The sequence below is a fragment of the Deinococcus terrestris genome (genome assembly GCF_009377345.1).
Lineage (GTDB): Bacteria > Deinococcota > Deinococci > Deinococcales > Deinococcaceae > Deinococcus > Deinococcus terrestris.
Genome location: NZ_WBSL01000001.1, coordinates 391,705 through 405,689, shown reverse-complemented (window position 1 = coordinate 405,689; position 13,985 = coordinate 391,705). Strand labels below are relative to the sequence as shown.

11 protein-coding genes are annotated in these 13,985 nt (G+C 69.7%); 6 read left to right on the top strand and 5 right to left on the bottom strand.

Annotated elements, in window-relative coordinates:
- Positions 1–6 precede the first annotated feature (6 nt).
- Positions 7–3,249: a (Fe-S)-binding protein gene (locus F8S09_RS02080; protein WP_152868509.1), complete on the bottom strand. Its 3,243-nt coding sequence runs from the start codon at positions 3,247–3,249 to the stop codon at positions 7–9.
- 189 nt (positions 3,250–3,438) lie between these two features.
- Between F8S09_RS02080 and F8S09_RS02075 the strand changes: the two genes are divergently transcribed.
- Genes F8S09_RS02075 through F8S09_RS02065 form a run of 3 tightly spaced genes read left to right on the top strand, consistent with a single transcriptional unit; the run spans position 3,439 to position 6,143 of the window.
- The gene (locus F8S09_RS02075) at positions 3,439–3,948 is read left to right on the top strand and encodes a DUF2726 domain-containing protein (RefSeq protein ID WP_152868507.1); all 510 of its coding nucleotides are present in this window, start codon (positions 3,439–3,441) and stop codon (positions 3,946–3,948) included.
- A gap of 28 nt (positions 3,949–3,976) precedes the next feature.
- On the top strand, positions 3,977–4,999 hold the full coding sequence (locus F8S09_RS02070; protein ID WP_322618439.1) for an ATP-binding protein: 1,023 nt from the start codon (positions 3,977–3,979) through the stop codon (positions 4,997–4,999).
- A gap of 10 nt (positions 5,000–5,009) precedes the next feature.
- The gene (locus F8S09_RS02065) at positions 5,010–6,143 is read left to right on the top strand and encodes a vWA domain-containing protein (protein ID WP_322618438.1); all 1,134 of its coding nucleotides are present in this window, start codon (positions 5,010–5,012) and stop codon (positions 6,141–6,143) included.
- Here F8S09_RS02065 and F8S09_RS02060 read toward each other — a convergent pair.
- Positions 6,133–6,822 (bottom strand): metallophosphoesterase family protein, encoded by a 690-nt coding sequence (locus F8S09_RS02060; RefSeq protein ID WP_152868504.1) that lies wholly within the window; start codon positions 6,820–6,822, stop codon positions 6,133–6,135. The two genes, F8S09_RS02065 and F8S09_RS02060, sit on opposite strands and share 11 nt — an antisense overlap.
- A gap of 49 nt (positions 6,823–6,871) precedes the next feature.
- Here F8S09_RS02060 and F8S09_RS02055 point away from each other — a divergent pair, with 49 nt between their 5' ends.
- Both F8S09_RS02055 and F8S09_RS02050 read left to right on the top strand, forming a co-directional pair.
- Positions 6,872–8,269: a hypothetical protein gene (locus F8S09_RS02055; protein ID WP_152868502.1), complete on the top strand. Its 1,398-nt coding sequence runs from the start codon at positions 6,872–6,874 to the stop codon at positions 8,267–8,269.
- Positions 8,270–8,411: 142 nt separating this feature from the next.
- A complete protein-coding gene (locus F8S09_RS02050; RefSeq protein WP_152868501.1) occupies positions 8,412–9,557 on the top strand; it encodes a branched-chain amino acid ABC transporter substrate-binding protein in 1,146 nt (381 codons plus the stop codon).
- A 65-nt stretch (positions 9,558–9,622) separates the two neighbouring features.
- On the opposite strand, the gene F8S09_RS02045 is transcribed toward F8S09_RS02050, so the two are convergent.
- Positions 9,623–11,857: an ATP-dependent helicase gene (locus F8S09_RS02045; RefSeq protein ID WP_322618437.1), complete on the bottom strand. Its 2,235-nt coding sequence runs from the start codon at positions 11,855–11,857 to the stop codon at positions 9,623–9,625.
- Between the two features lie 109 nt (positions 11,858–11,966).
- Here F8S09_RS02045 and F8S09_RS02040 point away from each other — a divergent pair, with 109 nt between their 5' ends.
- Positions 11,967–12,854 (top strand): cation diffusion facilitator family transporter, encoded by an 888-nt coding sequence (locus tag F8S09_RS02040; protein WP_322618436.1) that lies wholly within the window; start codon positions 11,967–11,969, stop codon positions 12,852–12,854.
- A gap of 64 nt (positions 12,855–12,918) precedes the next feature.
- Here F8S09_RS02040 and F8S09_RS02035 read toward each other — a convergent pair whose 3' ends face one another.
- Both F8S09_RS02035 and F8S09_RS02030 read right to left on the bottom strand, forming a co-directional pair.
- Complete coding sequence (locus F8S09_RS02035; RefSeq protein ID WP_152868499.1) at positions 12,919–13,128, bottom strand: DUF1540 domain-containing protein; 210 nt, start codon at positions 13,126–13,128, stop codon at positions 12,919–12,921.
- A gap of 196 nt (positions 13,129–13,324) precedes the next feature.
- Positions 13,325–13,858: a hypothetical protein gene (locus F8S09_RS02030; RefSeq protein ID WP_152868497.1), complete on the bottom strand. Its 534-nt coding sequence runs from the start codon at positions 13,856–13,858 to the stop codon at positions 13,325–13,327.
- Between the last annotated feature and the right edge of the window lie 127 nt (positions 13,859–13,985).

The following is a 13,985-nucleotide window of genomic DNA, read 5'->3' as shown; positions in this document are numbered from 1 at the left end:
ACGGAATCAGTCTTTCTTCTTCGGCTGCCACTTCTTGCGGCCGCCGGAGCCGGGCTCGGAGGTGGCCTGCGTGCCCTCCTCCAGCAGGTTCTCGCCCACGCGGTCGAGCTGGACGTGCTCGGTAATGGGCGCGGCGTCGGCGGGGGGCTGGGGCGCCGCTTCCGCTTTCGGCCGGGGCTGCCACTTGGGGCGCTCGGTGGGAGCAGGGGCGGCAGGCTCGGCCGTGACAGTCACGACCTCCACCGGAGCGGCGGGAGACTCGGTGGGGGCGACATTTGCGGCGGCTTTCGGCGCCCACTTCTTGCGCTCGCCCGTTGCGGGAGTGGGTTCGGTCGGTGCGGACGCCTCGACCGGGGCCGCTTCGGGGGTGGGGGACGGGGCTGCCTTCGGTGCCCACTTCTTGCGCTCGCCTGCGGGGGCAGTCGTTTCAGGCACGGGAGACGCGACCGTGACGGACGACTCCGAGGTGGCCTCGGCAGTCTGAGTGTCGGCGCTGGCCTTCGGCTTCCAAGCCTTGCGCTGAGCCGGGGCCTCCGCCTGCACTTCCGGCGCGATCGGCGCGGGGCTCACGTCGTCCCCACCCTTGGGTTTCCAGGCCTTGCGAGCCGGGGCCGCTCCCTCACTGGCGGCTGGCGACTGAACGGTGGCTGCTTCCGCGACAGGTGCGGCGCTCACATCGTCCCCGCTCCCCTTCGGCTTCCAGCTCTTACGAGCGGGTGCGGGGGCCGCTTCTTCGTTGGCCGCTGGCTGCTGGCTGCTGGCCGCTCCCCCCGGCTTCCACGCCTTGCGCGGCGACGAATCCGCCGAGCTGGAGGTCAGCGGGCTGGGGGCGGCGGCCTGGGGCTCGGGCTGGGTATCCGCGTTGCCAACCGGGCTGCCCGGCTGCGCGTTGAGCACGTCGGCACTGGTGGTCCCCACCACGTCGTCCCCGAGGCCCACGCTGGGGGCCGCGCCCGTGCGGGCCATCGGCGTCTCGGCGTTGGGGACGGTGGGCTGCGGCGAGTCTTCCAGGGTGCTGTCCGGCGCGGCGGTGGGGGCCACCCACTCGCCGGTCGCCCGCTGCACGCTTTCGAGCATTAGCTCGGCCACGTCCTTGACCACGATGTCGTCGTGCTTCGCCTTCTCGGGCGTCGAGTTCATCATCGACTTGCAGAAGGGGCAGCCCACGGCGACGACCTTGCCCGTCTCCTCGTACTCGGTGACCGCCTGCGCCGCGCCGTCGAGCCGGGCCTGAATCTCGCGGAAACGGTTGTCGGAGACGCGCTCGCGGCCCTCCTCCTCCTCCTTCCAGAACTGGGCGCCGCCCGCCCCGCAGCAGAAGGACCCCTCGCGGCTACGCTCCAGCTCCAGCACCTGCCCGGCCATCTGGGTGATGAGTTGGCGCGGTGCGTCGTACACGCCGTTGTGACGGCCCAGGTAGCAGGGATCGTGGTAGGTGACATGCTCCTGAAGCTGCGCGAGGGGCAGCTTGCCCGCCGCGACCAGCGTCTCCAGATACTCGGTGTGGTGGATGGTCTGGTAGTGGCCGCCGAGCTGCTTGTACTCGTGCCCGATGGCGTTCATGCAGTGCGGGCAGGTGGCGACGATCAGCTTCGGGCGCACGGAGTTGAGCGTCTCCACGTTTTCCGCTGCTAGCTGCTGATACAGGAACTCGTTCCCGGCGCGGCGGGCCGAGTCGCCCGTGCAGGCTTCCTTCTTCCCGAGGACGGCGTAGTTCACCCCTGCCTTGTCGAGCAGTTGCACGAAGGCGCGGGACACCTTCTGGGCGCCGGGATCGTAGGAGGCCGCGCAGCCCACCCAGTAGATGACGTCGGGTTCGGGGTTCTCGTCAATCGTTGGAACCTTCAGCCCCTCGGCCCACTCCATGCGCTTGTCGCGGGAGATGCCCCAGGGGTTGCTGGCCCGCTCCATGCCCCGGAAGGCCGTCTGAAGCTGCGGCGGGAACTCGCCCGCGACCATGACCTGATGGCGGCGGATGTCGATGATGTCGAGCATCTGCTCGTCCTGCACCGGGCAGACCTGCATGCAGGCGCCGCAGGTCGTGCAGGCCCACACCGACTCCTCGTTGATGGCGAACTCCAGCAGCGGGTGCGCAGTGCTCGCCCCCGACTCAAACGCCGTCGGCCGCAGCACGAAGGGGCTGGGATGCGGAGCGCCCGCCGGAGCCGCGAGGCCCTGTGCGGCAAAGCCCAGGGTGCTGGGGCCGCCCAGCAGCACGCCGCTCTGCCCGCCAGAGGTCAGGTCGTTCAGCTCCATGCGCTTGTTGATTTCCAACGCGGCGGGCGACAGGGCCTTGCCGGTCGCGTTCGCCGGGCACACGTCCTGGCAGCGGTTGCACTGGATACAGGCGTAGGCGTCCAGCAGCCGGGGCCATTCCAGGTCTTCCAGTTTCTCCGCGCCCAGCCGGGGTTCCTCGGCCTCCATCGCCTCTTCCAGCCCCTTCATTGGGGGCAGCACGCCCGAGCCGACCGGACGCTTGAGCGCGTAGTTGATCGGCGCCATGAAGATGTGGATGTGCTTGGTGTACGGGAAGTACGCCAGGAACGCGAGCACGCTGCCCAGCGCCCCCCAGAACCCGAAGATGCGCCAGCCCTGAATCGCGCCCTCACTCAGGCCGGAAAACAGCGCCGACCCCAGTGCCGACGAGATGGGCTGGAAGGCGTCGTAACGGCCCAGGTCGCGGGCCTCTTCCACCATCTTGGCGGCGTTGCCCAGGATGCGGCTGCCGACGTGGAAGAAAATGAAGGACGACACGATGAGGGAATCGCGCTTGATGAAGTTGTTCTTGACGCGCGGGTGCAGCAGCGTCTTTTCGGTGAAGCGGAAGTCCCGCTTGGACGGGTGGAACAGGCGGCGCACCACCAGGCTCACCACGCCGACAAGCACCAAGAAGCTCAGCACGTCCGCCAGCAGGTTGTAGGTCGCGCCCAGGAAGCTGTCCGAGTAGATGTGGAAGGGAATGAAGCCTTCCAGCCCGTCCACCACGTTGACGAGCAGGTAGTACACGAACCCGTAGAAGATCAGCGAGTGCAGCGCACTGACCCAGGGACGGCCGCGAAAGGTGCGCTCCTGCGTCAGCGAGGTCTTGACCGAGTACCACAGCCGCGAGCCCATCTGGTTCCAGCGGACCTCGGAGGCGGGAGCGCCCCGTTTGATTCGCAGGTAGAGGCGGTAAAACCCCCACAGGCCGTACAGTCCGGCGACCAGGGCAAAGAGGAAAAACAGAATCTTATGTTCGAGCGGCAGCAAGGGCAGGGCCTCCTGAGATGGGCGCGGCAGAGGGAGTGGACACTGGCAAATTGAACCGGGTCAAAGAATTGGAGGGAAGTATAGCGGGAGGGGATAAGGGGAGATGGGCGTTTCGGCCCAGTGTACGCGGGCAGCGGGGCAACGAAGATGCGTCCCCTTCCCCTACACCTGGCCGCTAGGCTCAGCCGCATGGCCCCTCTTGGTTGTCTCGCCAGCCTCTTCGGTGTTCGGGAAACGCCCCGCCCCCACCCCGCCCCGCCATCCCCGTCAGGCACCGTACCCGACCGCCTCCCCATGGAGGTCAAGCGGTATTTCTTCAGCCGGGACGAGCACGCTTTCTTCGGGGCGCTGGAGGAAGCGCTGGTGGGCACCTCCTACCGGGTTTTTCCCAATGTGCGGCTGAACGACCTGTTCAAGATCACCGTGCAGGAGGGGCGGCAGGCGACCTACGCACGGCTGCGGGACAAGCACGTGGACTTTCTGATCGTGGACGGCGCCTCGGCCTACCGCCCGGTGCTCGCCATTGAGCTGGACGGGGCCTCGCACGGGAGCGAGAAGCAGCAGCACCGGGACGCGGTCAAGGATGTGGCGTTCCGGTCGGCGGGGCTGCGGCTGGTGCGCCTGCCCTCGCGGGCGTACTCGGCCGGGGAACTGCGCGAGCGCTTGCGGGGCGAACTGTCCGCCCCCTCTCCGCGCTAAGCCCCTCCTACGCGCTACCCTCTCCCCCGTGACCCTCACCCCCGCCGAGTTGCAGTCGTACCTTTCCGCGCTAGTCACGGGGAACCTCAAGCTCTCCACCATGATCTGGGGGCCGCCCGGCGTGGGCAAAAGCAGCGTGGTCGCGCAGGTGGCCGCCGCGCACGGGCTGGACTTCGTGGACGTGCGGCTCTCACAGCTCGCGCCGACCGACCTGCGCGGCCTGCCCGTGCCCGAGGCCGACGGCCACGGCGGGGGCGTGAGCCGCTGGTATCCGCCCGAATTTCTGCCGCGTGCGGGCCAGGGCGTCCTCTTTCTGGACGAGGTGAACATGGCCCCGCCCACCATGCAGGGGATGGCGCAGCAGCTCATCCTCGACCGCCGGGTGGGGAGTTACGAGCTGCCGGAGGGCTGGTTCGTGTGGGCGGCGGGGAACCGCAAGGAGGACCGCGCCTCGGTCTTCGACATGCCCGCGCCCCTCGCCAACCGCTTCCTGCACCTCGGCGTGCGGCCCGACTTCGACTCGTGGCGCTCCTACGCGCTGGGGAAGGGGCTGCATGAGCATGTCATCGCCTTCCTGACCTTCCGGCCTGAACTGCTGCACCGCCTGGACCCCACGCAACCCGCGTGGCCCAGCCCCCGTGCGTGGGAGATGGCCGCGCAACTGCACCGCGCCGGGCTGGACGCCGCGCCCGCTGTAGGGGAGGCTGCTGGAGCCGAGTTCGCCGCCTTCGTGCGGCTGTACGAGGGCCTGCCGGACCTGGGGCTGGTGCTACGCGGGCAGGGCGCGGGGCTGAGACTGCCCGCCGAACCCAGCGTGCGCTACGCCGCCGTGGTGGGCCTCGCCGCCCGCGCCGCCAATGCAGATGAGGCCTATCACGCCTTCACCTGGCTGGCCGACGCCGCCGGGCCGGAGTGGTTGCAACTGTATGTCGCTACGCTGGTCAGCAAGTTCCAGGCCATCGGGCAACTCGGCGAGCTGGCCGGGCTGCTGACCCGCGACGAGCGGCTGGCGGGGCTGGTGGCGGGCACGCTGGAGCTGGCGGGGGGATGAGGGCCGTCCCGTGACCCCGCCCGACCTCCAGGCCCTCGTCTCCGGCTCGCGGCTGCGGCTGCGGGGCAAGTCCGCCTTTTTCGCCACGCTGCTGCTACACGCCGAGTTCGTGCCCTCGCGCGAGGTCGCGGCGGCGGGCACGGACGGCGAGCGGGTCTACGTGAACCCGGAGGTGGCAGCCAGCCTCCCGCCCGACGTGCTGGACGGCCTGCTGCTGCACGAGGTGCTGCACGCCGCGCTCTCGCACGTGCCGCGCCGGGGACCGCGTGAGAAGAAGCGTTGGAACCGCGCCGCCGATACCATCGTGAACGGGATGGTCGCCGCCGCCGGGCTGCCGCTGCCGCCGGGGGCCGCCCGCGACGAGCATCTGGAGCGCCTCAGCGTGGAGGAGGTCTACACCTCGCTGGAGGGCCGCGAGGGGCAAGAGGGGGAGGACGAGGCGGACGACCTACTCGACGGCCCGCCCTCCGACGCCCCGCCGCGTGAGGGCCAGCCGGGGGGGCAGGCGGCGCGGCAGTGGCAGCAGGCCCTCGCGCAGGCCCGCAGCGTGGAGGCGATGGCGGGCCAGGGGCACGACCCCGTGGGAATGCACCGCGAACTCGCCCGGCTCTCGCCTGCGCGGCTGGACTGGCGGGCGCAACTGTGGCGCTTTCTGGCGCGGACCCCGGTGGACTTCGGGGGCTTCGACCGCCGCTTCGTGGGGCGGGGGCTGTATCTGGAGGCGCTGGACGACGAGTCGCTGACCGCGCTGGTGGCGGTGGACACTTCCGGCAGTGTGGACGACGCGGCGGTGCGGGCGCTGGTCGCCGAGGTGCAGGGGGTGCTGGGCGCGTACCCGCACGTCCGCGCGACGCTCTATTACGCCGACACGGAGGCCTACGGTCCTTTTGAATTACGCCCAGGCGACCCCATTCCCCAGCCCCAGGGCGGCGGCGGCACCGACTTCCGGCCGATCTTCGCGCTGGCAGACACGCACGAGCCAGACGTGCTGATCTACCTCACCGACGGCTACGGCGACTTTCCGACCCAGCCACCCCGGATGCCGACCCTCTGGGTGGTCCCCCCCGGCGGGCTGGAGGACGAGGGCTTTCCCTTCGGGGACGTGCTGCGGCTGGCGGAGGAGGGCGAGGGCTTCACGGCCTGAGGCCAGTCCGCACCATGTAGGCCTCGGCGCCGCCGTCCGGGGCGTGCGCTTCCGCCCACTCCGCGGCGGCCCCGGTGTCGTAGGGCACGCGGCGGAAGGTCACGTTCCAGACCCCCGCGCGGCGCTCCAGCAGCACCCAGCGGGCGGTGGGGTCGCCGTCCTTCTGGCGGGACACGGCGCCCGCATTCACAAAGGTGACGCCGCCCCGCGTCCAGACCGCCTCGGTGTGGGTGTGGCCCACGACAACGACCCGCACTCCCGGCCAGTCGCGCACCCGCGCGAGCCGCTCCCCCTCCGGCAGGGCGAACAGGGCCTCCCACGCGTCTGCCGGGCTGCCGTGGGCGAGCAGCACCTCCCCCTCTCCCACAGTTGCGGTCAACGGTAAGGCGGAGAGTTCGGCAGGCGTGCCGCCGAGCTGTCCCTCCAAGAACTCGCGGTAGGCCCGCGTCTCGGCTTCCAACTCGGCGGGGTCGGCCAGAAAGAACTCGTCCGTATTGCCCCGCACGCTGGGCGGCGCGTGTTCGCGCTGCATGGACCACGCCCCCGCCGGGTCTGCCATGCCCCAGACGGTGTCCCCTAGGTTGTGGACAGCATCGGGACTCGCAGAACGGAGGTCCTCCAGCACCGCTTCCAGCGCGAATCGGTTGCCATGAACGTCGGTCAGGATGGCGAGGCGCATGGGGTATGGTGGCACAGCCTCCCACTCCGGCATCTGGCATCATCGCCCCATGACGATTCCCGAACCCGACTCGCGCACGCTGGCGGCGCTGTCCCCGGAGGCGGCGCTGGCAGCGGCGCAGGCGCCCGGCGCGACGGCGGGGACTCTCTCGGGCCTCGCCGGGCATCCCGACGCGCGGGTGCGCTCGCAGGTCGCGCGGCATCCCAACACGCCTGCCGAGGTGCTGGGGACGCTGGCTCCCGCCTTTCCGCGTGAGGTGCTGCAAAATCCCGGCCTGCCGCTGATGCGTCTCGCCCGGCCGGGGCTGCTGAACCTCTTTCCGGCCGAGGGGGTCACGGCCCTGCTCGCGCTGCCGGAAGCCCCCGCCTGGGTGGTGGACGGCGCGGCGCGGCACGAGGACTTCGGGGTGAGGACCGCCCTCGCCGCCCGGCCGGGGCTGGGGGCCGAGCGGGTGCAGGCCCTCGCCGCCGACGCGGGCTGGCAGGTGCGCGAGGCGGTGGCGCGGCGGCCCGATCTATCCGAAGTGCTGGTGCGGCACCTCGCCGCCGATGACGACTACGACGTGCGGAAGGCGGTGGCTGCCCGCCCCGACCTCCCCGGCGACGTGCTGCGGACCCTGGTGACCGACGCGCACGGCTTCGTGCGGGCCTCGGTCGCGCGACGGCTGGACCTGCCGCTGGACTGCCTGCTCACGCTGGCGACCGACGATGACCCCGACGTGCTCTCGACCCTGGCGCGACGGGTGGACCTGCCCCGCACCGTGCGGGAATGGCTGGCGGCGAACGAGCACCCCAGCGTGCGGGCAGCGGCCCTGCAAGCCTGGACCGTGCCGCCGGAGGCCCTCGACCGCGCCGAGCACGACGCCGAGGACGAGGTCCGCGCGGCCCTGGCCCGTCGCCCCGACGCCCCACCGGAGCTGCTGGTGCGGCTGGCGGGCGACGAGGCCGAACAGGTCCGCCGCGCCGTGCTGGAGCGCACCGATCTGCCGGAGGATGCCGTGCTCGCCCTCGCCCGTGCCCCGGAGCAGGACATCCGCCTGCATGTGGCGAGTGCCGAGGGGCTCAGTGGCGCGGTGCTGGACGTGCTGCTGGACGACCCGGACACGGCGGTGCGGACCCTCCTCGCCGTGCGGCCTGACCTCGGCCCGGAGCGCCTCGCCCGCCTCGCCGCCGACCCCGACCCGGAGGTGCGCCGGGCGGTAGCCCACGCTGAAGCGCCCGGCGACGCGGTGCTGACCGTCCTCGCCACCGACCCCAACATCGGGGTGCGACGCGCCGCCGCCCGGCACCTGGCCCTCTCTCCTGCCCTCCTACCCGCACTGGCCGCCGATCCCGACGAGGGGGTGCGGTTGGCGGTGGCGGGGAGAAACGATCTGCCGGAGGGGGTGCGCGAGCGGCTGCGGGCTGACCCCGACCCCAGCGTGCGGGCGGAGGTGGCGGGAGCGTAGACCCACCTCCGCCCCGCCTGTCCACCCAGTCGGGCCAGGTGGGTTGGTCGTCTCAGCTTCCTCCGGGATACTGCCCGCACCCGGCGGCGGAAGCTCCAGGGGCTCCCCCAGGCCCCGGCGCCGGAGTGGATCAGGAGGCTGAATGAAAACGACCGTGACTGTGATGGCTGCCCTCGCCCTGAGTACCGCAGGCGCCCAGACGACCATCAAGCTTGCCAGCCTCGCGCCCCTGTCGGGCGGCCAGAGCGCCATCGGGACGCAGGCCCGCAACGGCATTCAGCTCGCGGTGACCGAGTACCAGCCGCAGTTCAAGAAGCTGGGCTTCACCTTGCAGTTCGTGCCCTTCGACGACCAGGCCGACCCCGCGACCGGCACGGCCGCCGCCCGCAAGATCGCCGCCGACCGTCAGGTGCTGGGGGTCGTGGGGGCGCTCAACAGCGGCGTGACCATTCCGGTGAGCGCCGTGCTCTCCCCCAGCCGCGTGGCGATGGTCAGCTCGGCCAGCACCGCGAACAACGTGACTGACCGGGGCCTGAGCAACATGAACCGCATCGTGGCCCGTGACGACGCGCAGGGTCCGGCCGGGGCGCAGTTCCTCACGAACACGCTGAAGGCCAAGAAAATCTACATCTTGAACGACAAGACGGCCTACGGCGAGGGCCTCGCCAACGAGGTGGAAAAGGCGCTGAAGGCGAACCGGACCCAGGTCGTTGCCAACGAGGGCACGGAAGAGAAGAACGACTTTTCCTCCATCATCGCCAAGATCAAGCTTCAGCGCCCGGACGCGATCTACTTCGGCGGCATCTACAACCAGGTCGGCGTGTTCCTCAAGCAACTGCGCGAGGCCGGAGTCACCACGCCGGTCGTCGGCGGCGACGGGCTTGACAGCTCCGAGCTGCTCAAGATCGCGGGCAAGGGTGGCGAGAACGTCTACTTCACCACTGCCGCTGCCCCGGTCGAGGCGCTGCCCGCCGCCAAGACCTTCGCCGCGAACTACCAGAAGACCTTCAAGCAGCCCGCGCAGGGCTTCGCCGTCTTCGGCTACGACGCCGCCAAGGTCGTGCTGCAAGGCATCCTGAATGCGGCCAAGGCCAACGGCAACAAGGCCCCCACCCGCCAGCAGGTCGAGTCGGCCATCCGGGGGGGCACCTTCAGCGGACTGCTGTCGGGCCGGGTCAACTTCAACAGCGTGGGGGACCGTCAGGCGGCCACCCTGTACGTGATGAAGGTGGGCGGCGGCAAGGTCAAGCTCAGCACCACCCTGCCGGTCAAGCTCAGCAAGCGCTGAGGCGGGAAACAGAATGGGGCGGCTCCTGGGACGATGGTCCGGGAGCCGCCCTCCTGCTCATGCCCTCAGACCGGGGACAGGTTGGCGAACTTCACCAGCAGCTTCTTGGTCCCCACCGAGGGGAAGTGCACCGTGACCTCCTGCCGGTCCCCCACGCCCGCCACCGCGAGCACCTGCCCCTCCCCGAACTTGGGATGCTTGACCTTCTCGCCGCCCCGGTAGGCCATGCCTTCCGTCATCGGGCTGGTGTTCTTCACAGCGCTGGGACGGGTGGGCACGGTCGGGCGGTAATCCTTCCAGCTCTTCTGGCGGTACTCCACGACCTGCCCGTAGGGGTCCACGGTGTCGAAGCCGTCGCCCAACTCCTCCAGAAAGCGGCTGTCCTCGGCGGCGACCGTCTTGCCGTACTGCATGCGGTTTTGCGCAGCGGTCAGAAAGAGCCGCTCCATCGCCCGCGTGATGCCCACGTAAAAGAGCCGCCGTTCCTCCTCGATACCGCCGGGCTCGATCAGCGCGTTCTTGCTGGGGAGCAGGCCCTCCTCGGCCCCCACGATGAACACCACCGGGAACTCCAGCCCCTTGGCGTTGTGCAGGGTCATCAGGGTGACGGCTTCCTCGGGCTTGTCGCGGTTCTCGGTGCGCGAGCGCATGTCGTCCACGCTGGAGAGCAGCGCGGCGTCGTCGAGGAAATCCGCGATGGTGCCCTCGTTCTCGCCCGACCATTCCTCGGCGGCGTTGACGAGTTCGTCGAGGTTTTCCATGCGGACCTGCCCCTCCTGGCCCTCCTGGCGCAGCAGGTCGAGGTAGCCGCTGTTCTCGATCACGTAGCGCAGGAACGGCCCCGGTTCGTAGTTGTCGGCGGCCTCGCTCATGGCCTGCATGAGTCCGGCAAACTCGACGGGCTTCTGTGCCCCCCGGTCGAGGATATTCATCTCTTGGGCGTTCGCGCAGGCGGTCAGGAGAGACGTGCCGTTCACCCGCGCCCACTCCATCAGCCGCTCGAGCGCCGTGTCCCCGATCCCGCGCCGGGGCCGCCCGATGATGCGGCGCAGCGCCACGTCGTCATCCGGGTTGATGGCGAGGCGGGCATAGGCCAGGATGTCCCGGATTTCCCGGCGGTCATAGAAGCTCACGCCCCCCACGATCTTGGCCGGAATCTGCACCCGGCGCAGCGATTCCTCGATCACGCGGGACTGCGCGTTCGTGCGGTACAGCACCGCCATATCGGTAAAGGGCCGCCCCTCGCCGTGCAGCCGGGTGATCCACTCGGCCACGAAATCGCCCTCCGCCCGGTGGTCCGGAGCACGGTGGAAGACGACGGGGTGGCCGTCCTCCTTGACCGCCTTCAGGGTCTTGTCCAGCCGCTCGGAGTTATTCTCGATTAGCTTGTTGGCGAGGTTCAGGACGCGGGCGCTCGAACGGTAATTATGTTCGAGCATGTAAACCTTGGCGTCCGGGTAATCCTTCTGGAAATCGAGGATGTTCTGGATGTCGGCGCCGCGGAACTTGTAGATCGACTGGTCGGGGTCACCCACGACCAAGAGATTCCGGTCCCGGCTCGCCAGCAGACGCGTCAACTCGTACTGCGCCTTATTCGTGTCCTGATACTCGTCCACGTGAATGAACTTCGCCCGGTCCTGCACCCGGTCGAGCACGGCAGGGACCTCCTGAAACAGCCGCACCGTCTCGGTAATGAGGTCCCCGAAGTCGATCGCATTCTGCCCCTTCTTGCGGGCCTCGTAGCGGCGGTAGGCCTCGGCGGCGGCCTCACGCGGAATGCCACTGATAAAGAGTTCATGCGAGCGGTCGAGGTCAGCGGGCGTGAGCAGGTTGCTTTTGGCCCGGTCGAGGATGGAGCGCAGCACACGCGGGTTGGTATCTGGCCCGATGCCGGGGATGGACCCCATGACTTCCTTGAGGATGTCCATCTGGTCGTCGTCGTCGTAGATGACAAAGCCCCGCCGCAGGCCGATGTGTTCTCCGTAGGCCCGCAGGATGCGGACGCCCGCCGAGTGGAAGGTGCTCATCCAGAGTCGGTCGGCCCCCTGCACGAGGTGCTTGGCCCGCTCGCGCATCTCGGCGGCGGCCTTGTTGGTAAAGGTCACGGCCAGAATCTCGCCGGGGTCGGCCCCGTAGTGCCCGATCAGGTGGGCGATGCGGTAGACCAGCGTGCGCGTCTTGCCGCTACCCGCCCCCGCGATCACGAGGGCCGGGCCAGTGTGGTGGTTGGCGGCCTGCGCCTGGTTGGGGTTGAGCTGGGACAGCAGGGGGGAATCGGGCAGGTCCGGCACGGTCGTCACCGGGGGAGTGTAGCAGAGCGGGTTACGCCCAGGACAGAACGGCGGGCGGTGGGGGTGTCCCCGGCCGGGTGCCGCCTCCTGCCTCATTCAATCCTGTTACGCTCGCCGGGTGGACCGTTCGGCCAGAATCGCCCTGGGCAGCGTGGTGGTCGCCCTCACCGTGCTGGCGCTCAAGTTTCTGGCCTATCAGGTGACGGGCAGCGTGGCCCTGTACTCGGACGCGCTGGAAAGCATCATCAACGTGGCCGCCGCCGCCGCCGCCCTGATCGCCCTGCGCGTCTCGGCGCGGCCCGCTGACGCCACGCACCCCTACGGTCATTCCAAGGCCGAGTATTTCAGTGCGGTGGCCGAGGGCGTGCTGATCGTGCTGGCGGCCTTCAGCATCATCCGGGAGGCGATCCCGGCCCTCCAGAATCCGCGCACGCTGGAGGCCCCCTGGAACGGCCTGGCGATCAACCTGGGGGCAACCCTGCTCAACGGGCTGTGGGCGGGTGTGCTGCTGCGGACGGGACGTGCCGTCCGGTCCCCAGCGCTGCTGGCCGACGGGCGGCATGTGTTGACCGACGTGGTGACCAGCGTGGGTGTATTGGCCGGGGTCGCGCTCGCCGCCCTGACCGGGGTGAGCTGGCTGGACCCGGCGCTCGCACTGCTGGTGGCGGTCAACATCCTGTGGAGCGGCTGGCACCTCGTGCGCGAGAGCGTGGGCGGCCTGATGGACGCGGGGGTGGACCCCCACACCGAGAACCGCATTCGGCAGCTTCTCAGCACCCACGCCGACGGAGCGTTGGAGGTCCACGACCTGCGCACCCGGCACGCGGGCCGCATGACCTTCGTGGAGTTCCACCTCGTCGTGCCCGGCGCCATGACCGTGCAGGACGCCCACGCCATCTGCGACCGATTGGAGGAGGCGCTGTTTGCCGAGTTGCCCGGCGTGGCCGTCACCATCCATGTGGAGCCGCCCGATAAGGCCAAGCACCACGGGGTCGTGGTGGTGTGACATGCGGGAAATGAAGGGGGGCCGGGGAAGCGTCACCCGGCCCATATGTTAGGGAGCTGAACGTTCAGCGGGTGCCCTCGCCCATCCGCGCCGAGTCGCTCTGACCGTCCTGCGGGCTGAAGGTGAGGCACTGGGCCATCTGGCCGCTGAAGTCGACCTCGATCTGGCCCGCCGTACAGTTCTCCCCCTCGTTGTAACGGCAGTTTGTGGCCCCGCAGCGGCTCACGACGCTCTGCCCTTCTCCCATATTCCGGCCTTGTTGCATGTCGTTCATGGTGCTGCCTCCTGAACGCAGGGTGCGCCGGGCCGATGCTCAGGAACGTAGCTCCGGCCGCAAAATGAAGACTGGCACACAATCCCGACTGATCCGAGCAGGATTGTCCCAGTTTGGGAAAAAGGGTGTGCTAGACGGACAGGAAGTGGTCACGTCCAGCACACCCAATCGAGCAACGACCCCCGTTCGGTAAAGGTCAGTTCAGCAGCGTGCCCCGGATGCCCTGGGCACAGGCGACCCGGTGGGCGACCTCCCGCGCATCGAGTTCGCCGTGGTCGCGCAGGCCCGCCGCGACCACCTCCACCTCGGCCCAGGAGCGGCGCAGCAGGGCGCGGGCGCGGGCCTCCAGCACGGCGAGCTGGGCGTCCAGCACTTCCAGCTCCTCGGGGTCGGTGAGAGCAGCGGTCAGCAGGGCGCGGGGGTCACGGCAGGCGGGACCCTTCCCCGCGTCGGCCGAAAGCCCCAGCAGCCGCGCCATCGCGGAGCGGGCCAGACCGACCAGGGCGACTTCCTCGCGCAATGCCCGGTTCAGGGCCAGGGCCTGGGGATCGGGCGCGAGGGCGTAGGTCACGCCGGGCGTCTCGCCCAGGGCCACCCGCTCCACCCGCAGGGGAGCGCGGGGGTGCAGGTGGGCCAGCACCGCCTCCGCCGCCAGCAGCAGCGAGGGAATGCGGAGGTCGCCGGAGGGCGCGGTCGTTTGGAGGGGAGCGGGGATGGGGGTCGTCGTCATAATCCTGACTCTGAAGCTCAGGTTAACGGACCCGAGCTCCCATGAACAGGGACGCAAGTCGCCGTCGGTGTGACCGGGCGGGGAACGGGGTGCTGTTCTCTGTGCTCAACCCCTCGCCCTGACTCAA

What these genes read in the sequence shown, in the direction of transcription:
- F8S09_RS02075 (WP_152868507.1), top strand. Translation starts at nt 3,439, where the DNA reads ATGGCCCCTCTTGGTTGTCTCGCCAGCCTCTTCGGTGTTCGGGAAACG.
- F8S09_RS02060 (WP_152868504.1), bottom strand. Translation starts at nt 6,822, where the DNA reads ATGCGCCTCGCCATCCTGACCGACGTTCATGGCAACCGATTCGCGCTG.
- F8S09_RS02055 (WP_152868502.1), top strand. Translation starts at nt 6,872, where the DNA reads ATGACGATTCCCGAACCCGACTCGCGCACGCTGGCGGCGCTGTCCCCG.
- F8S09_RS02050 (WP_152868501.1), top strand. Translation starts at nt 8,412, where the DNA reads ATGAAAACGACCGTGACTGTGATGGCTGCCCTCGCCCTGAGTACCGCA.
- F8S09_RS02035 (WP_152868499.1), bottom strand. Translation starts at nt 13,128, where the DNA reads ATGAACGACATGCAACAAGGCCGGAATATGGGAGAAGGGCAGAGCGTC.
- F8S09_RS02030 (WP_152868497.1), bottom strand. Translation starts at nt 13,858, where the DNA reads ATGACGACGACCCCCATCCCCGCTCCCCTCCAAACGACCGCGCCCTCC.